The organism is Embleya sp. NPDC001921 (assembly GCF_053594475.1).
The window spans coordinates 87953-108777 of sequence record NZ_JBSFEO010000027.1; the positions used below are offsets into that span (position 1 = coordinate 87953).

Genomic DNA, 20825 nt, shown 5'->3' on the forward strand with positions numbered 1-20825 from the left:
GAGAGTAGGCGTCCGCGGGTGCCGCTCGCCAAAAAATCGGACCCCGCCTCCCCTGTGCGGGAAAACGGGGCCCGACCGGTGATGGGGCGTCAGCCGCGCCGGCCGACCAGCTTCCAGGCGGTGGGCAGCAGCGCCGTCGCGAGCAGGATCTTGACCGCGTCGCCGAAGAGGTAGTTCTGCATGCCGATCTCGTACGCCTTGGACATCGAGATGCCGAGGTCGTGCGCGAGGTAGGTGAGGCCGGCCGCGTAGATCACCGCGTTGCCCAGCACCATCGTGCCGACCGTGCGCAGCGGGCTGCGGTCGGTGCCGCGCTGGGCCAGGAAGCCGGCCGCGGCGGCGGCGAGCACCATGCCGAACACATAGCCCAGGGTCGGGAAGCCGGTGCCGGAGGTGCCCTCCGCGAACCACGGCATGCCCGCCGCGCCCAGACCCAGGTAGAGCACCATCGCGGCGAGCCCGCGCCAGGCGCCGAGCGCGCTGCCGGCGAGCAGCACGGCGAAGGTCTGCGCGGTCACCGGGACCGGCGAGCCGGGCACCGGGACGGAGATCTGGGCGGCGAGGCCGACGAACGCGGACGCACCGACGACCAGCGCGGCGTCGCGCACGGCGGCGCCTTTGAAGACCCGGGCCGGAACCAGGTCGGCCAGGACGGGGCGGCGCGCGTCGAGAAGGGCAGTACTCACAGCTGACTCCACACTCTTGTGTTGCGGGACCCTGTGAACTTAACCAATCGGACATCGAACGATCACGGCGGTGCCCGACAACGTATCGATCCGAACATTGTCGAGCGCCATCGAAAGCACAGTGTCGAGCGCCACCGAAAGCGTTCGGCCGCGCGTCACAGTTGCAGCGACTTGACCTCCAGGTACTCCTCCAGGCCGAACCGACCCAGCTCGCGCCCGTTGCCGGACTGCTTGTAACCGCCGAACGGGGCAAGCGGGTTGAACGCTCCGCCGTTGATCTCCACCTGGCCGGTGCGCATCCTGCGGGCGAACGCGACCGCCGCCTCGCGGCTGGGCCCCCACACCGCGCCGGCCAGACCGTAGGGGGTGTCGTTGGCGATCCGCTCGGCCTCCTCCTCGGTGTCGTAGGCCAGGATCGACAACACCGGGCCGAAGATCTCCTCGCGCGCGATGGTCATCTCGTTGGTGACGTCGGAGAAGACCGTGGGCCGCACGTGATAGCCGCTCTCGACGCCCTCGGGCAGTTCCGGGCCGCCGGCCACCAGGGTCGCACCCTCCTCGATGCCCTTGGCGATGTAGCCGCGCACCCGCTCGAACTGGGTCGCGTTGACCAGCGGGCCGAGCTTTCCGGTCATCGCCGTCGCGGTCTCCGCGGCCAGTTCGACCGCGCGCGGCAGGTCGTCGCGGTGCACCAGCATCCGGGTCGGCGCGCTGCACGTCTGCCCGCTGTTGAGGTACGCGCCGCCCACACCCGCGCGTACCGCCTTCTCCAGGTCGGCGCCGGGCAGGATCACGTTGGCGGACTTGCCGCCGAGTTCGAGCGCGACCCGCTTGACCGTCGCCGAGGCGAGCTCGGACACGCGCGTGCCGGCCCGGGTCGAGCCGGTGAACGAGACCATGTCGACGTCCGGGTGGGCCGCGATGGCCTCGCCGACCACCGGTCCGGTACCGGAGACCAGGTTGACCACGCCCGCCGGGAAGCCCGCGTCGTGCAAAATCTCGAAGAACAGGTGGGCGGCCTGCGGCGCGACCTCGCTGGCCTTGAGCACCACGGTGCAGCCCGCGACCAGGGCCGGGCCGAGCTTGTTGGTGATCTGGTGCAGCGGGAAGTTCCACGGGGTGATCGCGCCGACCACGCCGACCGGTTCGCGCACCACCAGCGAGGAGCCGATGCTCTCCTCCCACGGGAACTCGTCGGCGAGCTTGACGTAGCTGCCCAGCACGACCAGCGGCAGGCCCAGGTGCACCCGCTCGACCAGTGCGGCCGGCGCGCCCATGTCCGCGACGATCACCTCGGCCATCTCGGCCGAGCGCTCGGCGAGCAGGTCCCGCGCCTTCGCGAGCAGCGCGGCCCGCTCGGCCGGCGGCGTCGCCGCCCAGCCGGGGAAGGCGCGCCTGGCCGCGGCCACGGCCAGGTCCACGTCGACGGGCGTGCACTGCGGCACGGTCGCCACGACCCGCTCGGTGTTCGGGTCGACGACGTCGATGGTCTCGCTCGACGAGGGAGCCGTCCACGCGCCGTCGATGTAGATCGTGTCGTAAGCCTTGGTCATGCCGCCGGACTCCTCGCCGCTCGTCACTGGGACGCAGCCGAGCGTACGTCGACACGTGTGCAATACACAGAGCCGGCCCGAGAACCCGAGTACCCGGGCGGAATCGGCCGCTCGACGGGCCCGCTCAGAGCGTGGACGGATCCGTGCGGCCGTGGGGGCCGTTCGACGTCCACACCAGGTCGCCGCTGCGGCCGGTGACCGGGAACTCGCGGGCCAGGCCGACCTCGTGCAGGCGCGCGAGCGGCGTGAAGGACACCCCGTACTCGCCCTGGCCCTTGTCGAAGCCCCAGTCCTTGTAGACCTCGACCCGGTACACCAGCCGCACGTCGGGCAGCACCGGCGAGCCCGGGATCGAGGTCGTGCCGGGCAGCACCTCGATCCGGCCGGTGATCCGGTACTGGAGACCGCGCATGGCCAGCCACCAGTCGGTGTCGTCACCGCGCCGGATCAGCACGCCGTGCCAGTGCGTGGTGGTCTCGAAGACGCTCTCCAGGCCCCCGCTGTCGTGCCAGCGGATCGCCGCGAGCGCCCACCACTCCTCGAAGTGGGTGAGCGCCGCGCGGCGGAACGGCTTGGCCCGCAGCGGCTGGGTCGGGTCGATCACGAACGGCGCGCCGCGCCCGATCAGGTAGTGCCGCAGCGAGGCCGCCCCCATCCGCAGTCCCACGCACCGCCACAGCGGCACGACCGCGCGCAGCCCGAAGGCGAGCGCGCGGTCGCGCAGCCGCGGCATGCGGGACCCGTAGGGGGCGTTGCCGTTGGGTGTGCGTGGATCCGGCCGCCCGGTACGGGAGGTGTGGATCACGCTGCTCTGGCGTTCCGGAGCCGTCATTTATCCAGATTAATTAGCTTTGCTTCGCTTTGTAGCGGTTTCCCGGTCGGCGCCGGCAGGTTTCATCCGGTCAGTCGAAGCCGGTCGAGCCGGTCGAACCCGTCGAGCCGGTCGAGCCGGTCGGTCGAGCCGCTCCGGCCGGTCAGTCGAAGATCGGCCCCTGGTCCCGGGTGCGCTTGATCTCGAAGAAGCCCGGCGTGCCCGCGACCAGCACCACACCGTCCCAGAGCTTGCCCGCGTCCTCGCCCTTGGGCGCCGGCGTCACCACCGGGCCGAAGAACGACACGCCGTTGACGCTGATCACCGGGGTGCCGACGTCCATGCCCACCCGGTCCATGCCGTCGTGGTGCGACTTGACCAGCGCCTCGTCGTACTCGGTCGAGTCGGCGGCGTCGGCGAGTTCGGTGGGCAGCCCGGCCTCGGTGAGCGCGGCCTCGATCATCTCGCGCGTGAACTCCTCGCCGCCCGGGTGCCGGCGGGTGCCCAGCGCGGTGTACAGCGGCAGCAGCACCTCGTTGCCGAACCGCTGCTCGGCGGCGATGCACACGCGCACCGGCCCCCAGCCCCGCTCCAGCATCTCCTTGTACGCGTCCGGAATGTCGTCCCGGCCGCTGTTGAGCACGGACAGGCTCATCACGTGCCACTGCACGTCCACAGGGCGGATCTTCTCCACCTCGAGCATCCAGCGGGAGGTCATCCACGCCCACGGACACAGCGGGTCGAACCAGAAGTGCGCTATGTCGCGGGCGGATCCGTCGTCCTTGGTGGTCACAGCGGGGTTCCTCTCGATCCTGATACCTGGTGCGCGGTGCCTCGCGCCCGACCGCGCCGTGCGCGTGGCCGAACGTCGGACGGCGGGCGGGCCGTCGATGCTGTGCAACCCGCGAGCGGACCGTGCCATTCCTGCCGACCAAGACAATCCCGCGGCGCCTCGCGTCCACCCCGACCGACGGCGTCCCCGCCGCCGCGGATCCGGCCGGGAAACCGGGCCGACACCGTCGCCCCCGCCGTGAAAGGATCGGCCGGGACCGCAGCCAACCAGGGAGTGATCCAGTGCCCGGCAGGAACCTGACCCGCGAGGAGGCCCGCACGCGGGCCCGGATCCTGAGCGTCGAGGACTACGACGTCAGGCTCGACGTCAGCACCGACAGCACGGAGACGTTCCGCTCCGAGACGGTGCTCCGTTTCGGATGCCGAGAGGCGGGTGCGGCCACGTTCGTGGACCTGCTCGCCCCGCACGTACACGAGGTCGTGCTCAACGGCCGCGAGCTCGACCCCGCACAGGTCTTCGACGGCACCCGGGTGCTGCTGGACGACCTGGTCGAGGGCGCCAACGAACTGCGTGTGCTCGCGTCGTGCGCCTACAGCCGCACCGGCGAGGGCCTGCACCGCTTCGTCGACCCCGTCGACGAGCGGGTCTACCTCTACACCCAGTACGAGCCGGCCGACTCGCGCCGGGTGTTCGCGAACTTCGAACAGCCGGACCTCAAGGCCTCGTTCCGGTTCTCGGTGACCGCGCCGGCCGACTGGCACGTGGTCTCGAACTCGACCACCCCGGACCCGGTGCCGGTCCGCGACGGGATCGCCCGCTGGGACTTCGCGCCGACGCCGCGCATCTCCACCTACCTGACGGCGGTCGTGGCCGGTCCCTACCACGCGGTCTTCGACACCTACACCGGCCCCGACGGCCTGGTCGTCCCGCTCGGCGGGTTCTGCCGCGCGTCGCTGGCCGACACGTTCGACCACGAGGAGATCTTCGAGGTCACCCGGCAGGGCCTGGACCTGTTCCACGACCGGTTCGACTTCCCGTATCCGTTCGGCAAGTACGACCAGCTCTTCGTGCCCGAGTACAACCTCGGCGCGATGGAGAACCCGGGCGCGGTCACCTTCACCGAGGACTTCGTCTTCCGCTCCAAGGTCACCGACTCGGCGTACGAGAACCGCGCCAACGTCATCCTGCACGAGATGGCCCACATGTGGTTCGGCGACCTGGTCACCCCGCGCTGGTGGGACGACCTGTGGCTGAAGGAGTCCTTCGCGGACTTCATGGGCTCCTACTCGCAGGGCGCGGCCACCCGCTGGACCGACGCGTGGACCAGCTTCGCCGCGCGGCGCAAGGACTGGGCGTACCGCCAGGACCAGTTGCCCACCACCCACCCGATCGTGGCGGTGATCAACGACCTGGAGGACGCCAAGCTCAACTTCGACGGGATCACCTACGCCAAGGGCGCCTCGGTACTCAAGCAACTGGTCGCCTACGTGGGCGAGGACGAGTTCTTCGCGGGTGCCCGGTCGTACTTCAAGCGGCACGCGTGGGGCAACACCACGCTCGCCGACTTCCTCTCCGCCCTGGAGGAGACCTCCGGCCGCGACCTCAAGTCCTGGTCGGCGGACTGGCTGGAGACCTCCGGCGTGAACACCCTGCGGCCCGCGATCGAGACCGACGCGAACGGCGTGATCACCTCGTTCGCGGTGCTCCAGGAGGCCGCCCCGGGGTTCCCCACCCTGCGTCCGCACCGGATCGCGATCGGCCTCTACGACGGCGCCGAACGCGTCGCCCGGATCGAGGTGGACGTGGTCGGCGCGCGCACCGAGGTGCCCGGGCTGGTCGGCCGCGCCCGCACCCCGCTGATCCTGCTCAACGACGACGACCTCACCTACGCGAAGGTGCGCTTCGACGCGCGGTCCTGGCAGGCCGTGCTCGACTCGCTCGGCGAGCTGGACTCCTCGCTCGCGCGCGCCCTGTGCTGGGGCGCGGCGTGGGACATGACCCGGGACGGCGAGCTGCCCGCGAGCGAATACCTGGCGCTGGTGCTGCGGCACGCCGGCCGGGAGAGCGACGTGGGCGTGGTGCAAAAGCTCCAGGTGCAGGTCAAGACCGGCCTGGACCGCTACACCGACCCGGCGTTTCGGGCCGAGGGCCTGCGCCTGCTCGCGGCCGGTGCGCTGGCCGAGCTGCGGGCCGCACCGGCCGGCGGCGACCACCAACTGGCCTGGGCCCGCTGCCTGGCCTCGGCGTCCTCGACCACCGAGGAACTCGCCTTCCTGCGCGACCTGTTGACCGGTGACGCCGAGATCGCCGGGCTGGCGGTGGACACCGAGCTGCGCTGGGTGCTGTTGCGCGCGCTGTGCGCGGGCGGCGCCGCCGACGAGCCCGACATCGCCGCCGAGGTCGAGCGCGACGGCACCGCGGCGGGCCGCCGGCACGCGATCGAGTGCCGCGCCGCGCGACCCACCGCGGCGGCCAAGGCCGAGGCGTGGCGGCTCGTGGTGGAGACCGACGAACTGCCCAACGCGATGCTCAACGCGGTGATCGTGGGCTTCGCCACGCCCGGCCAGGAAGAGCTGACCGAGCCGTACACCGACCGCTACTTCGCCGCGCTCGCGCCGGTCTGGCGGGACCGTTCGATCGAGATCGCCCGCCGGATCGTGGTCGGCCTGTACCCGTCGGGTCGGGTCGACGCCGACACGCTGCGCCGGACCGACGACTGGCTGGCCGCGGTCGAGCCGGTGCCGGCGCTGCGCCGGCTGGTGCTGGAATGCCGCGACGACGTCGCGCGTGCGCTCAAGGCCCGAAAGCGCGACCAGCGGAACTGAAGAACCCTCGCGGACCCCGCCGTCATCCCCGGCGGGGTCCGATCCGTCGGCCGCCCTTTCCCGGCGGCGCCCATCCCACAAGGAGCGCAGCGTGCCCGGTACCAATCTGACGCGTGACGAAGCCCGCGAGCGGGCCCGGCTACTGTCCGTCGACTCGTACGACATCACCCTCGACCTGACCGGCACCGGCGCGACGTTCCCGTCCACGACCGTGCTGAGGTTCGGGTGTACCGAGCCCGGCGCGGCGACGTTCGTCGATCTGGTCGCCCCCGAGGTGCACGAGATCACCCTCAACGGCAAGGCGCTCGACGTCGCCTCGGTGTACGCGGACAGCCGGATCGCGCTGACCGACCTCGCCGAGAGCAACGAGCTGCGCGTGGTCGCGTCCTGCGCGTACATGAACACCGGCGAGGGCCTGCACCGCTTCGTCGACCCGGTGGACGACAAGACCTACCTCTACACCCAGTTCGAGGTGGCGGACGCGCGCCGGGTGTTCGCCAACTTCGAACAGCCGGACCTGAAGGCCACCTTCGCCTTCACGATCAGCGCCCCGAGCGACTGGCACGTCATCTCCTGCTCGCCCACCCCCGAGCCCTCGGCCGGCGCCGACGGCACCTCGGTGTGGGCGTTCGAGCCGACCCCGCGGATCTCCACGTACATCACCGCGCTGGTCGCGGGCCACTACCACGCGGTCCAGGACAGCTATACGGCCCAGGACGGCACCGTCGTCCCGCTCGGCGTGTACTGCCGGGCCTCGCTCGCGCCGTTCCTGGACGCGGACAACATCTTCGACGTCACCAAGCAGGGCTTCGACTACTTCCTGGAGCAGTTCGACTTCCCGTACCCGTTCGCGAAGTACGACCAGCTCTTCGTGCCCGAGTACAACGCGGGCGCGATGGAGAACGCGGGCTGTGTGACGATCCTGGAGGACTACGTCTTCCGCTCGAAGGTCACCGACACGTCCTACGAGACGCGTGCCGAGACCATCCTGCACGAGCTCGCGCACATGTGGTTCGGCGACCTGGTCACCATGCGGTGGTGGGACGACCTGTGGCTGAACGAGTCGTTCGCCACCTACGCGTCGGTGCGCTGCCAGGCCGAGGTGACCCGGTGGTCGCACGCGTGGGCCACGTTCGGCAACCGGATGAAGACCTGGGCCTACCGGCAGGACCAACTGCCGTCCACGCACCCGATCTTCGCGGACATCCGGGACCTGGAGGACGTCGAGGTCAACTTCGACGGGATCACCTACGCCAAGGGCGCCTCGGTGCTCAAGCAACTGGTCGCCTACGTGGGCAGCGAGAACTTCTTCGCGGGCGTGCGGGCGTACTTCAAGAAGCACGCGTGGGGCAACAGCCGGCTGGCCGACCTGCTCGGCGCGCTGGAGGAGACCTCGGGCCGGGACCTGAAGGCGTGGTCGCGCGAGTGGCTGGAGACCGCGGGCGTGAATACGCTGCGGCCCGCGATCGAGACCTCCTCGGACGGCCTGATCACCTCGTTCGCGGTGCTCCAGGAGGCTCCGCAGGAGTGGCCGACGCTGCGCTCGCACCGGATCGCGATCGGCTTCTACGACCGCACCGACGCGGGCCTGGTCCGCACCCACCGGCTGGAGCTGGACGTCACCGGCGCCCGGACCGAGGTCGCGGACCTGGTCGGCCTGACCCGGCCGGACGTCGTGCTGCTCAACGACGACGACCTGACCTACACCAAGATCCGACTCGACGAGGAGTCGCTCGCGTTCGTCACCGACGCGATCGGCGAGTTCGTCGACCCGCTGCCGCGCGCGCTGTGCTGGGCCGCCGCGTGGGACATGACGCGCGACGCGGAGATGGCGACGCGCGACTACCTCAAGCTGGTGCTGGCCGGTGCGGGCGGCGAGAAGGACATCAACATCGTCCAGTCGCTCCAGCGCCAGGTCACCAGCGCGCTGGAGTTGTACGCCGACCCCGCGCACCGCGAGCGCTCGCTGGCCGAACTGGCGGTGGCGGCCGAGCGGTTCCTGCGCGCGGCCGAGCCGGGCAGCGACCACCAGCTCGCCTGGGCCCGCTGCCTGGCGTCGGTGGCCGCGCGGCAGGACCACCTGCGACTCCTGCGCGGTCTGCTGGACGGCGAGGAGCGGGTCGAGGGCCTGGCCGTCGACGCGGACCTGCGCTGGGCGCTGCTGCTGCGGTTGTCCGCCACCGGCGTGGCGACCGACGCCGACGTGGACGCCGAGGTGGAGCGGGACTCGACCGCGGCCGGACAGCGGCACGCGGCGGCCTGCCGCGCGGCGCGCCCGACCGCCGCGGCCAAGGACCAGGCCTGGGCGTCGGTGGTCGAATCCGACGCGCTGCCCAACGCGATCCAGGCCGCGGTGATCGGCGGCTTCGGCCAGCCGGCCCAGCGCGACCTGCTCGCGACCTACACCGACCGGTACTTCGCCGCGATCGCGGACGTGTGGAAGACCCGCACCAACGAGATCGCCCAGCAGATCGTGATCGGCCTGTACCCGACCCTCCAGGTCGGCGCCGACACCCTGGACCGCACCGACGCGTGGCTCGCGGCGGCGGAACACCCGGCCGGGCTGCGGCGCCTGGTGGTGGAGAGCCGCGACGGGGTGGCCCGGGCGCTTCGGGCGCGGGCGCGCGACGCGCGTTAGCCGTGCGGCGCGGGTTGCCGGCCCGCGGCCTGGCCCTGGCCCTGGCCTCGAGCGCCGGCCGGGCTGCTTGGCCTCGACCGCCGGCCGGGCTGTTGATCAGCCCGGCCGGCGGTCGAAGCCGGCGGGTGGCGGTCGAGGCCGGCGGTGGTCGGTTTGCACGGAAGGGTCAACCCGGTGCGCGGGTGTGTGCGCGCGCCCGGTAGCGTGGGTTTCGTGGTGAACAGGAATGCACTTCGCGCCGGGGCCGTGTCGGCCGTTGTCACGCTCATGTCGCTGATTTCGACGCCGGCGTTCGCGAACATCCGCGACGACGGCGACGACCCGGGTTCCGGGATGGGCATCGGCGCGACGATCGGGATCTTCGTCGGCATCCCGATCCTGTCCTTCGTGATCATCGCGGGCCTCGTGATGCTTCCGGACATCATCAAGAAGAAGCACTGACGTTCGACCGAAGCCGCCGACCGGGTCCACACCCGCTCGGCGGCTTCGGCGCGTCCGCCCTCTAGAGGCCGCGAAACGCCCGGGCCAGCGACACCGCGCGCGGGTCGGCCGGCAAGTCCTCCAGGTAGACGTGCCGCCCTTCGCCGTCGGCCACCGGCAACAGCCAGTTCGGGTACTGGTCCCAGGTGCCCGGCAGGTTCTGCGGACGACGATCGCCCACCCCGTCCGGCAGCCACACGCCCAGCAGTCGGCACGGCGTCGCGGCGAGCAGTCGGTGCAGGGCCTCGACCGTCTCCCGCTCGCCCGCGCCGGGCCGCAGGTAGCCGCGCCGGCGCAGCAGTTCGAGCCACTGCTCACGGTCGGCGAGGTCCTCCGCGCGTTCGGTCTCCGCGTCCCGCGCCAGCAGGTGCAGCCGCTCCCACAGGTCGATGTGCTCGCCCGCGAGCCGGGCCGCGGTGGGGGGCAGGTCGTGCGTGGTCACCGTGGCCAGCGAGCCGGCCCGCCACTGCTCCGGCGACAACGGCCGCCCCTTGTCGTCGCGTTCGAACCACAACACCGACGTGCCCAGGATGCCGCGCTCGGCCAGGTAGGTGCGCACCCACGGCTCCACCGTGCCCAGGTCCTCGCCGATCACCACCGTGCCCGCGCGGTGCGCCTCCAGCGCCAGGATGCCGACCATCGCCTCGTGGTCGTAGCGCACGTAGGCGCCCTGGGTCGGGCTGTTGCCCTTGGGCACCCACCAGAACCGGAACAACCCGAGCACGTGGTCCACCCGCACCGCGCCGGCGTGCCGGAACACCGCGCGCAAGAGTTCGCGATACGGCGCGTAGCCCACCTCGGCCAACCGCAGCGGGTGCCACGGCGGCTGGTTCCAGTCCTGGCCGATCTGGTTCATCGCGTCCGGCGGCGCACCGCCGGTGGCGCCCAGGGCGAGCACCCGGCCGCCGCGCTCGGAGCCCAGCACCCACGCGTCCGCGCCGTCGGGATGCACGCCGACCGCGAGGTCGTGCACGATGCCCACCGCCATGCCCGCGGCGGTGGCCGCGTCCTGTGCGGCCCGCGACTGGTCGGCCAGTACCCACTGGGTCCACCGGTGGAAGTCGATCGCGCCGGCGAGCCGTTCGCGCTCGGCGTCGACCTCGGCCGCGTCCGGGTCGTGCAGTTCCTTCGGCCAGGACCGCCAGGACGGGCCGTACTCCTCCACCAGCGCGCACCACGTGGCGAAGTCGGTCAGCCACTGGCCCTCGCGCGCGATGAACGCGCGGTAGTCGGCGTCCCGGCCCAGGCCGCGCGGCACCTTGTGGACCAGCGCGAGCGCCTCCCGCTTGGCCACCCGTACCGCGTTCCGGTCCAGGTGCTCGGCGCCGTCGTGCCCGTCCCCCGCCGCGGCCCTGAGCTCCTCGGCGACCGCGCGCTCGACCGGCGTCAGGTAGGCGAACTCGGGGATGGCCTCGACCCGGACGTACATCGGGTCCGGGAAGCGTCGGCTCACCGGCAGATACGGCGAGGCCTCCACCGGCGGCACCGGCGAGGCCGCGTGCAGCGGGTTGACCAGCACGAAGCCGGCGCCCTGGGTGCGCGCCGACCACACCGCCAGGTCGGCCAGATCGGCCAGATCGCCGATCCCCCACGACCGGCGCGAGGGCAGCGAGTAGAGCTGGACCATGTATCCCCACGAACGCCGGTCGGGCGTGGGCAACACGGCCGGGGTGATCGCGACCGGGCACGAGGCGCGGACGCCCTCGCCGCCCGTGCTCGGCACGCCGCCCGAGCCGAGCGACTCCTCGGGTTCGGGGGAGCAGCGCGCGTGCAGGGTGTGCCAGCCCAGGGGCAGGTCGCCGGGAATCCGATGCCCGCCGACCGGGTCACCGAGCGGTCCGCGGTCCGGTCCGGGGCCGAGGTCGCGCCGGACCCCGCCGTTCTCCAGTTCGAGCCACATGTCGACGCGGTGTCCGGCCGGCACGTTGACGGTGAAGCCGGCCGGCCGGCCCGAGCGCAGTACCAGGACCGGCGGCAGCAGCCGGGTTCGGCGCAGGTCCTCGTGCGCGGCGAGCGCGGACCGGGCGCTCTCGGGTGTCGACGCGTCCACCCCGAGCGCGCCGAGCACCGCTGTCACCGTCGCCGGGTCGGCGTGCACGACCTCGCCGCGCCACCCCTGGTACTCCGTGGCCACTCCGAACGCGGAGGCGAGCCGGACCAATTCGGGAGACAGTTGCGATACGCGTGGTTCCTCCATGCCCGCGAGCATCGCACCCGAACGGCTCCGGTGTCGGCGTGTCCGGCCGACACGCGAGGTGGTGTGTCGGGTTCCGGACCGCGGCTCCGGGGGAACCCGTCGAAACAAAAACGGCGACGGGCTCCCCTGAGGAAATCCGCCGCCTTCTAGGCGCTCGCGACCTGGTCGAAATGATCGAAGCCCGCTTCCTGTGCACCGTACGGCGCCAGGTATGGCTCCCAGCGCGGATCACGGAACCCGGTTCCGAGGATCCGCCAGGCCAGGCCGGTGGGTTGGGATGGTGGGCGCGGCATTCGCCAGCCCAGCTCGGCGATGTACCGGTCGCTCTTGACGTGATTGCAGCGACGACACGCCGAGACGACGTTGTCCCACGTGTGTTGCCCGCCCCGGCTGCGCGGGACGACGTGGTCGACGCTGGTCGCGGCGCTTCCGCAGTAGACACAACGCCCTCCGTCGCGAGCGAACAGCGCGCGGCGGGTGAGCGGTACTTGGCCCCGAAAGGGGATACGGACGAAACGGGTCAACCTGATCACACTGGGTACGGGAATCTCGGTGGTGGCGCTGTGCAGGATGGTGCCTGTCTCTTCCAGGCACATTGCCTTGTCGTTCAGCACGAGGATCAGTGCGCGGCGAACGGGCACCACGCACAGGGGCTCGTACGACGCGTTGAGGACCAGCGAATGCGGCACGTATGCCTCCCTGTGACGCCGACAGCGCGTGGCTCGCGCCGGGGACGATCGGCCTCCAGTGTCCATGCCGGGATACCCGCCGCGCTACCAGGAATCGACACGGTCACAGAGCGTTCACCTGCACGAGTGGCCCCGCGTGGCCGAGTGGTGACCGTGCGCACCGAAGGGCCCGGACGTCTAGGGTGCGCCCATGACGCGCTCTGTGCAGCCTGCGGAACACGCCCCCCTCGAGACCCCGCGCGCACCCGCCGCCGCCCGTGGGGACACGGTCGACGTGCTGTTCGGCCGCCCCGTCCCGGATCCCTATCGCGCCCTGGAGGACCCGGACGCGCCGGCCACCCGCGCGTGGTCCGCCGCGCAGGACGCGTGGTTCCACGCCCATGTGGACCATCTGGCCGGACGCGACGCGCTGCGCGCGCGGCTGGCCGAACTGCTCGCCACCGGCCTGACCGGGCTGCCCTGTTGGCGCGGCGACCGGCACTTCCGGATCCGCCGCGACCCCGGCCGTGAGCACGCGGTGCTGTTCGTGGTCGAACCGGACGGCGCCGAACGGGCGCTGGTGGATCCGATCGCGATCGACCCGACCGGCACCACCACCCTCGACCAGTGGGTGCCCTCGGACGAGGGCGACCGACTCGCCTACCTGCTCTCCACCGGCGGCGACGAGGAATCCCGCCTGTACGTGCTCGACGTGCGCACCGGCGCCCGGATCGAGGGTCCGATCGAACGGGTGCGCGACACCTCGATCGCCTGGCTCCCGGGCGGCGACGCCTTCTATCTGGTGCGCCGGCTGCCGGCGGAGCAGGTGCCCGCGGGCGAGGAGCAGTACCACCGCCGGGTGTACCTGCACCGGGTCGGCACCGACCCGGCCGCGGACGTCGAGGTGTTCGGCGCGGGCACCGAGCCGGCCACCTACTTCGGCGTCGGGGTCAGCCGGGACGGCCGCTGGCTCACCGTGTCCGCGTCGCTCGGCACCGCGCCGCGCAACGACCTGTGGCTGGCCGACCTGCGCGCGGGTTCGCCGGAGCGGCCGGTGCTGCGGCCGGTGGCGGTGGGGCTGGACGCGCTCACCGGTGTGCGGGTGGGCCGGGACGGGCGGTTGTACGTGTTCACCGACCTGGCCGCGCCGCGCGGTCGGCTGTGTGTGGCCGACCCGGCGGCGCCCGGGCCCGAGGGCTGGCGCGATCTGGTCGCGGAGGAACCGGACGCGGTGTTGACCGGCTTCGCGATCCTGGACGGCCCGCACGCGCCCACGCCGACGCTGCTGGTCACCCGGACCCGGCACGCGGTGGGCGAGTTGACCGTGTGCGACCTGGCCACCGGCGAGGTGCTGGCCCGGCCGGCGACACCCGCCGGCTCGCCCGGTTCGATCGGCGGTCTGGCCGAGCACCCCGAGGGCGGGCACGAGGCGTGGTTCGGCTGGTCGGACTACACCGCGCCGTCGGCGGTGCTGCGCTACGACGCGCGCACCGGCGCGGTCGACACATGGGCCACCGCACCGGGCACCGCGACACTGCCGCACGTGCACGTGCGCCAGGAGTGCTACCGGTCGGCGGACGGCACCGAGGTGCGGATGTTCGTGATCGCGCCGACCGCCGAGCCGGACCGGCCCCGACCCGCCGTGTTGTACGGCTACGGCGGCTTCGGCATCTCGCTCGGCCCGGCCTACTCGGCGGGCGCGCTCGCCTGGGTGGAGGCCGGCGGCGTGTACGCGATCGCGAATCTGCGCGGCGGCGCCGAAGAGGGCGAGGAGTGGCATCGTGCGGGCATGCGTGGGCACAAGCAACGCGTGTTCGACGATTTCCACGCCGCCGCGGAGCACCTGACCGCCCGGGGCTGGAGCGCGCCCGACCGACTGGCCGCGTCCGGCGGCTCCAACGGCGGGCTGCTGGTGGGCGCCGCGCTGACCCAGCGGCCGCGGTTGTACGCCGCCGTGGCCTGCTCGATGCCGCTCCTGGACATGGTCCGCTACGAGCGGTTCGGGCTCGGCCGGTTGTGGTCCGACGAATACGGCAGCGCCGAGGTGGCCGAGGAACTGGACTGGCTGCTCGGCTACTCGCCCTATCACCACGTGCGCGCGGGCGTGCACTACCCGGCGGTGCTGTTCACCGTGTTCGACGGCGACAGTCGGGTCGACCCGCTGCACGCGCGCAAGATGTGCGCGGCCCTGCAGGACGCGAGCGCGAGCGGGCACCCGGTGCTGCTGCGCGCCGAGGCCGAGGTCGGCCACGCGGCCCGTTCGGTCTCGCGCACGGTCGAACTCACCGTGGACACCCTGTCCTTCCTGGCCGACCGGACCGGTCTGGATCTGAACGCGCGCACGGACGAAGACGGCAGAGGTGGGGATTCGGTGAGATAACCGTGATCAACGACAGAAGGTACGAACAAGAGGTATCGCACGAGCGCCTCCGGCCTCGTGGCTACTGTGGGGAGCCGATCCCCCGTCGCGGGGGCAGTGTCTCCCGCTCGTCGTCCGAAAGGTCTCGTACGTGTCCGCGCCCGTCCCCGGAATCCTGCTGTCGTACGACGTCGCCAAGAGCGACGGCAAGGTGTCGTCCTGGTTCGACCGGCACGGCGAGTCCCTCGTGGTGACGCCGATCCGGATCCTGGTGATCATCCTGATCGCGCTGATCCTGCGCGCGGTGACCAGGAAATTGATCACCCAACTGGTCGGCCGGATGGCCAACAGCGGCACCGACAGCAGCGGGCGGCCGGTGACCGGCTTCCTGTTGAACGCCGAGCGGCGCCGCCAGCGCGCCGAGACGGTCGGCTCGGTGCTGCGCAGCACCGCGTCGTTCGTGATCCTGGGCATCGCCGGGCTGATGGTGCTCGGCGAGTTCAAGGTCAACCTCGCGCCGCTGCTGGCCAGCGCGGGCATCGCCGGCATCGCGCTGGGCTTCGGCGCGCGCAACCTGGTCACCGACTTCCTGTCCGGGATGTTCATGATCCTGGAGGACCAGTACGGCGTGGGCGACCTGGTCGACGCGGGCCCCGCGACCGGCACCGTGGTCGAGGTGGGCCTGCGGATCACCAAGCTGCGCGACGTGGACGGCACCGTCTGGTACATCCGCAACGGCGAGATCAAGCGGATCGGCAACAAGAGCCAGGGCTGGGGCACCGCCAAGGTGGACGTCCAGGTCGGCTACCACGAGGACGTGGACAAGGTGCGCGCGGTGATCGCCTCCACCGCCGAGGCGCTGGCCGAGGTGGAGCCGTGGAACGAGCGCGTGTGGGGCTCGGCGAACGTGGTCGGGATGGAGTCGGTGACCGCCGACTCGGTGGTCCTCCAAGTCCAGATCAAGACCATGCCGGGCCAGGAGTTGCCGGTCGCGCGTGAGCTGCGCGGCCGACTCAAGCGCGCGTTCGACGACGCGGGCATCCGGATCAGCGAGCCGATCGCGAGCGCGACGGGACCCGGCACGGAGGACGGCCCGGCGCCCGCCCCGGCCGAGCCGGCACCGGTTCCGGTGAATCCGCCGCCGGCCCCGCCGACACCGCAGGCGCCGGGCGCGCCGGGCTCCTGAACCAGGGCCGGACGGCGGGCACGGGCGGGTGGTCCCGCAGATGGCGGGCAGGGACGGGATGCTCGCCGAAGACGGCGGGCGCGGGCGCGTGGTCGCCGGGGACGACGGGCACGCACGAATGCTCGCCGGGCCGCACGGCGGGCGCGGGTAGGTGCCGGGCCCGCCCGCGAACGGGTTGCCGCCGGCCCGTCCGGCGGACCGAACGGGTTGCCCTCGGGCGCGTCCACACCGGATCCGCGCGTGCCGTCCCCGAGACTGGGCCGGGTGGACTCCCTCTTGTGTCTGGTCACCGGCGCCACCGGCTACCTCGGTGGCCGGCTGGTGCCCGAACTGCTCGCGGCCGGCTACCGCGTCCGCTGCATGGCGCGAACCCCGGACAAGCTGCGTGATCACCCGTGGGCGGACCGGGTCGAGATCGTCCGCGCCGACGTGCTCGATCCGGCCGCGGTGCGCCGCGCCCTCGACGGCGTGGACGTCGCGTACTACCTGATCCACGCGCTCGGCAGCGGACCGCGCTTCGCCGACACCGATCGCGAGAGTGCGCGCACCTTCGCCGCCGCGGCCGAGGACGCGGGCGTGGGCCGGTTGGTCTACCTCGGCGGGCTGGGCCCGGCCGCCGGGTCCGCCGCCCGCGACTCCTCGCCGCACCTGCGCTCGCGCGCCGAGGTCGGCGAGATCCTGCTCGCGTCCTCGGTGCCCGCGGTGGTGCTGCGCGCGGCGGTGATCATCGGCTCGGGGTCGGCCTCCTTCGAGATGTTGCGCCATCTCACCGAGCGGCTGCCGGTGATGGTCACCCCGCGCTGGGTCACCTCGCGGATCCAGCCGATCGCGGTCCGCGACGTCCTGCACTACCTGGTCGGATGCGCCGAGCTGCCGCCGGAGGTGGACCGCGCCTTCGACGTCGGCGGGCCCGACGTGCTGACCTACGAGCGGATGATGCAGCGCTACGCGGCGGTGGCGGGCCTGCCCCGGCGGCACGTGTTGCCGGTGCCGATGCTCACGCCGTCGTTGTCCAGTCACTGGGTGGGCCTGATCACACCGGTGCCCGGCGCCCTGGCCCGACCGCTGGTGGAGTCGCTGCGCAGCGAGGTGATCTGCCACGAGCACGACATCGCACGCTGGATCCCGGACCCGCCGGACGGCTTGACCGGCTTCGACCGCGCGCTCGAACTGGCCCTCAAGCGCATCCGCGACGCGGACGTGGCCACCCGCTGGTCCTCGGCGGGCCTGGCCGGTGCGCCGAGCGATCCGCTGCCCACCGACCCGGACTGGTCCGGTGGTTCGCTGTACGAGGACGTCCGCGAGGCGGAGCCGGCCGCCTCCCCGGCGGCCGTGTGGCGGGTGATCGAGGGCATCGGCGGCGACAACGGCTGGCACTCGTGGCCGCTGGCCTGGTCGGTACGCGGTGCGCTGGACCGGATCGCGGGCGGGGTCGGGCTGCGCCGCGGGCGCCGGGATCCGCACCGCCTGCGGGTCGGCGACTCGCTGGACTTCTGGCGGGTCGAGGAGGTGGTGCCCGGTGAGCTGCTCCGGCTGCGCGCGGAGATGCGGCTGCCGGGACTGGCCTGGCTGGAGTTCACCGTCGGTAGCCGGGACGGCCGCACGCACTATCGCCAGCGTGCGCTGTTCCACCCCCGGGGCCTGCTCGGGCACGTGTACTGGTGGGCGGTGTTCCCCTTCCACGGCGTCGTCTTCGGCGGCATGCGCCGGGGCATCGCCCGGGCCGCGGAACGATCGGGCTGAGCCCGCCCGGCCCGCCGGGCCATCTGGGAGGATGGAACGGTGACCGAGATGCGAGAGCCGGAACCGAGTCTCTACGAAGCCGTGGGCGGCGAGGAGACGTTCGTCAAGCTCGTGCACCGCTTCTACCAGGGCGTGCGCGAGGATCCCCTGCTGCGCCCGATGTATCCGGAGGAGGACCTCGACGGTGCCGAGGACCGGCTGCGGATGTTCCTGGTGCAGTACTGGGGCGGTCCACGCACCTACAGCGACCAGCGCGGGCACCCGAGGTTGCGGATGCGGCACGCGCCGTTCGCGGTGACCGAGGAGGCCCGTGACGCGTGGCTGCGGCACATGCGGGCGGCCGTGGAGGACATCGCGTTGCCGGCCGAGCAGGAGAACACCCTGTGGGACTACCTGGTCTACGCCGCGCAGTCGATGGTGAACCGGCTGGACTGACGGGGCGACAGCCACGATCCGCGGGACGTGGACCCGCTGTTCGGCACCCTCGACGACCGGACCGGGTCTTCGAGCGCGCGCACGAACTCGGCCTGAAGGTCGTGGTGGACGTGGTGGACGTGGTGGACGTGGTGCCCAACCACACCTCGTGCGAGAGCGCACCGGTTCGGTCCACCTCTACCGGGGCGAGGAGTCGGGCCTGCCCGAGGTCGAGGACCTGCCCGCCGCGGCGCGCCGGGATCCGGTCTTCGCCCGCTCGGCGCTGCTCGCCTCCGGCCGGTGGAATCGGGCGAGGGTGATCAGCTCGTGCTGCCGCCGGACACCGCGGTGTGGTGGTCGGACGGGGACTGATCGGGTTCGGACTCCCGCACCGGGTGCCGGTACAGCACGCTGGGCCACCACATCACCCGGCCCACGTCCAGGGTGAGCGCGGTGACCAGGATCGAGCGGACCACGATGCTGTCCAGGAGCACGCCGAGCGCGACCGCGAAGCCGATCTCGGCGAACGTGACCACCGGCAGCGTGCCCAGGACGCCGAACGTGCTCGCCAGCACCAGGCCCGCCGAGGTGATCACGCCGCCGGTGGCGCGCAGCCCGATCAACGCCCCCGGCCGCGCGCCGTGCCGGGCGGTCTCCTCGCGCACGCGGGTCATCAGGAAGATGTTGTAGTCGATCCCGAGCGCGACCAGGAAGACGAACACGAACAGCGGCAACGACGTGTCGGCGCCGGCGAAGCCGAAGACGTACTCGAACACCAGCGCACTGGCCCCGAGCGCCGCGGCGAAGGACAACACCACGGTGGCCACCAGGATCACCGGCGCGGCCACCGCGCGCAGCAGCAGCGCCAGGATCACCAGGACGGCCAGGAGCACGAGCGGGATGATCCACTTGTCGTCGTACCGCTGGGCCCGGGCGATGTCGATGTTCACCGCGGTGGTGCCGCCGACCTCGGCCGCCGCGTCCGGTACGGCGTGTGCCAGGTCGCGCAGCCGCTCGACCGTGCGTTGCGCGGCGGTACTGTCCGCGCCGTCCTTGAGCGTGGCGTCGATCTCCACGAGCCCGTTCCGGGCCCGGACCTGGTGCGCGGGCAGCACCCCCGGGTCGGTGGACAGCGCCGCGACCACCGCGCCGGCCGCCGGTTCGCGGGCGATCACCACGACCGGGGCGCCCGAGCCCTGCGGGAAGTAGCGGGCGGCGACCTCGGCGCCCTTGATCGACTCCGGGTGCCCGATGAAGGTGTCCTTGTTGCTGAGCCCGTCGGCCTCGAGCGCGAACAGGCCGAGCGAGAGAGCGGCCAGCGCGAGGCTCGTGCCGATCCACACGATCCGCGGCCGGCGGGCGATCCCGGTGCCCATCCGGGCCCACATGCCGGTGGCGGCCGGGTCGGCGGTGCCGTGCCCGGGGCGGACCGGCCAGAACACCCATCGCCCGCAGATCACCAGCAGGGCGGGCAACAGCGTGACCATCGCGACCAGGCCGACCAGGATGCCCAGGGCGCACACCGGACCGAGCCCCGAGGTCGAGTTCATCCGCGCGGCCAACAGGCACAACATGCCCACGCCGACGGTCGCGGCGCTGGCGAGCAGCGCGGGCCCGGCGCGCAGCAGCGCGTGGGCCATCGCCTCGTGCCGGTCCTGGTAGCGGCGCAACTCCTCGCGATAGCGCGCGACCAGGAGCAGGGCGTAGTCGGTGCCCGCCCCGAAGATCAACACGGTCAGGATGGCCGCGCTCCGGGCGTTGACCACGACCACGTCGTGCTTGGCGAACAGGTAGACGAAGGCCTGCGCGCCGAACAGCGCCGCCACCACGGTGAGCACCGGCAGCAACCACAGGACGGGGCTGCGGTAGGTGAGCAGGAGCAGCACGATCACCACGGCGAGCGCGCTGTACAGCAGTACGCCGTCGATGCCCTCGAACGCCTTGCCCTGGTCCGCGCCGATCCCGGCCGGGCCGGTCACGTAGGCGCGCAACCCCGGCGGCGACCCCTCGGTGATCGTGTCCACGTCGTCGACGACGTCGATGAACTCGCTCCAGCCGACCTTCGGGTCCATTTCGATCGGTGCCAGCACCTGGGCCGCCCGGCCGCCGGGCTCGAAGGTCGGATCCGCGATCGGCCCGACGACGCCCGGGGTCTTTCGGATCCGCTCGGTCTGCGCCAGGATCGCGGCGCGGTCGGGCTCGCTCAGCCCCGCGGTGCGCTCGTAGACGACGACCGCGGTGACCGTGTCGACGTCCTGGAGCCGACTCTGCAGCTTGATCACCTTGGTCGACTCGGCCGCCCCCGGCAGCCACGCGGACGCCTCGTTGCGCTCGACGTCCGGCAGCTTGCCGGCGAGCGGGAACGCCCCGACCAGCAGTGCCACCCACACGATCAGCACAACCCACTTGGATCGCCGCCCACAGGGCCAAGCGGCCATCGCCTTGACGCGCTCCATGGTCCGGTCCCCTCGC

General features: G+C 72.3%; 14 protein-coding genes. 7 read left to right on the forward strand and 7 right to left on the reverse strand.

Annotated elements, in window-relative coordinates; genetic code table 11:
* Positions 1-89: 89 nt before the first annotated feature.
* The 4 genes from ACWCPW_RS28730 to ACWCPW_RS28745 all read right to left on the reverse strand — a co-directional run bounded on the left by ACWCPW_RS28730 (position 90) and on the right by ACWCPW_RS28745 (position 3843).
* The gene (locus ACWCPW_RS28730) at positions 90-686 is read right to left on the reverse strand and encodes a biotin transporter BioY (protein ID WP_449764486.1); all 597 of its coding nucleotides are present in this window, start codon (positions 684-686) and stop codon (positions 90-92) included.
* Between the two features lie 155 nt (positions 687-841).
* Positions 842-2239: an aldehyde dehydrogenase family protein gene (locus ACWCPW_RS28735; protein WP_449764487.1), complete on the reverse strand. Its 1398-nt coding sequence runs from the start codon at positions 2237-2239 to the stop codon at positions 842-844.
* 124 nt (positions 2240-2363) lie between these two features.
* Entirely contained in the window at positions 2364-3071 is a 708-nt protein-coding gene (locus tag ACWCPW_RS28740) for a hypothetical protein (protein WP_449764488.1), read from the reverse strand.
* Between the two features lie 142 nt (positions 3072-3213).
* Positions 3214-3843, reverse strand: a complete 630-nt coding sequence (locus tag ACWCPW_RS28745; protein WP_449764489.1) for a mycothiol-dependent nitroreductase Rv2466c family protein — start codon at positions 3841-3843, stop codon at positions 3214-3216.
* 281 nt (positions 3844-4124) lie between these two features.
* Here ACWCPW_RS28745 and pepN (ACWCPW_RS28750) point away from each other — a divergent pair, with 281 nt between their 5' ends.
* The 3 genes from pepN (ACWCPW_RS28750) (at position 4125) to ACWCPW_RS28760 (ending at position 9747) form a co-directional block, all read left to right on the forward strand.
* Complete coding sequence (pepN, locus tag ACWCPW_RS28750) at positions 4125-6668, forward strand: aminopeptidase N (protein WP_449764490.1); 2544 nt, start codon at positions 4125-4127, stop codon at positions 6666-6668.
* A 91-nt stretch (positions 6669-6759) separates the two neighbouring features.
* Positions 6760-9306: an aminopeptidase N gene (gene pepN / locus ACWCPW_RS28755; RefSeq protein WP_449764491.1), complete on the forward strand. Its 2547-nt coding sequence runs from the start codon at positions 6760-6762 to the stop codon at positions 9304-9306.
* A gap of 267 nt (positions 9307-9573) precedes the next feature.
* Positions 9574-9747, forward strand: a complete 174-nt coding sequence (locus ACWCPW_RS28760; RefSeq protein ID WP_449764492.1) for a hypothetical protein — start codon at positions 9574-9576, stop codon at positions 9745-9747.
* 61 nt (positions 9748-9808) lie between these two features.
* Here ACWCPW_RS28760 and malQ read toward each other — a convergent pair whose 3' ends face one another.
* Together malQ and ACWCPW_RS28770 are read right to left on the reverse strand one after the other, a co-directional pair.
* Complete coding sequence (malQ, locus tag ACWCPW_RS28765; protein ID WP_449764493.1) at positions 9809-11983, reverse strand: 4-alpha-glucanotransferase; 2175 nt, start codon at positions 11981-11983, stop codon at positions 9809-9811.
* A 146-nt stretch (positions 11984-12129) separates the two neighbouring features.
* Positions 12130-12672: an HNH endonuclease gene (locus ACWCPW_RS28770; RefSeq protein WP_126642612.1), complete on the reverse strand. Its 543-nt coding sequence runs from the start codon at positions 12670-12672 to the stop codon at positions 12130-12132.
* A gap of 190 nt (positions 12673-12862) precedes the next feature.
* Between ACWCPW_RS28770 and ACWCPW_RS28775 the strand changes: the two genes are divergently transcribed.
* From ACWCPW_RS28775 to ACWCPW_RS28790, 4 genes are all read left to right on the forward strand, one after another.
* On the forward strand, positions 12863-15031 hold the full coding sequence (locus ACWCPW_RS28775; RefSeq protein WP_449764494.1) for a prolyl oligopeptidase family serine peptidase: 2169 nt from the start codon (positions 12863-12865) through the stop codon (positions 15029-15031).
* Between the two features lie 130 nt (positions 15032-15161).
* Complete coding sequence (locus ACWCPW_RS28780) at positions 15162-16196, forward strand: mechanosensitive ion channel family protein (protein ID WP_449764495.1); 1035 nt, start codon at positions 15162-15164, stop codon at positions 16194-16196.
* 264 nt (positions 16197-16460) lie between these two features.
* Positions 16461-17939, forward strand: coding sequence for an SDR family oxidoreductase (locus ACWCPW_RS28785; protein ID WP_449764496.1), 1479 nt, complete (start codon positions 16461-16463; stop codon positions 17937-17939).
* Between the two features lie 48 nt (positions 17940-17987).
* Positions 17988-18374, forward strand: a complete 387-nt coding sequence (locus ACWCPW_RS28790; RefSeq protein ID WP_406300245.1) for a globin — start codon at positions 17988-17990, stop codon at positions 18372-18374.
* A gap of 299 nt (positions 18375-18673) precedes the next feature.
* On the opposite strand, the gene ACWCPW_RS28795 is transcribed toward ACWCPW_RS28790, so the two are convergent.
* Positions 18674-20809 carry an MMPL family transporter gene (locus ACWCPW_RS28795; RefSeq protein ID WP_449764497.1) on the reverse strand — a complete coding sequence of 712 codons (2136 nt, stop codon included), beginning with the start codon at positions 20807-20809 and terminating at the stop codon, positions 18674-18676.
* Between the last annotated feature and the right edge of the window lie 16 nt (positions 20810-20825).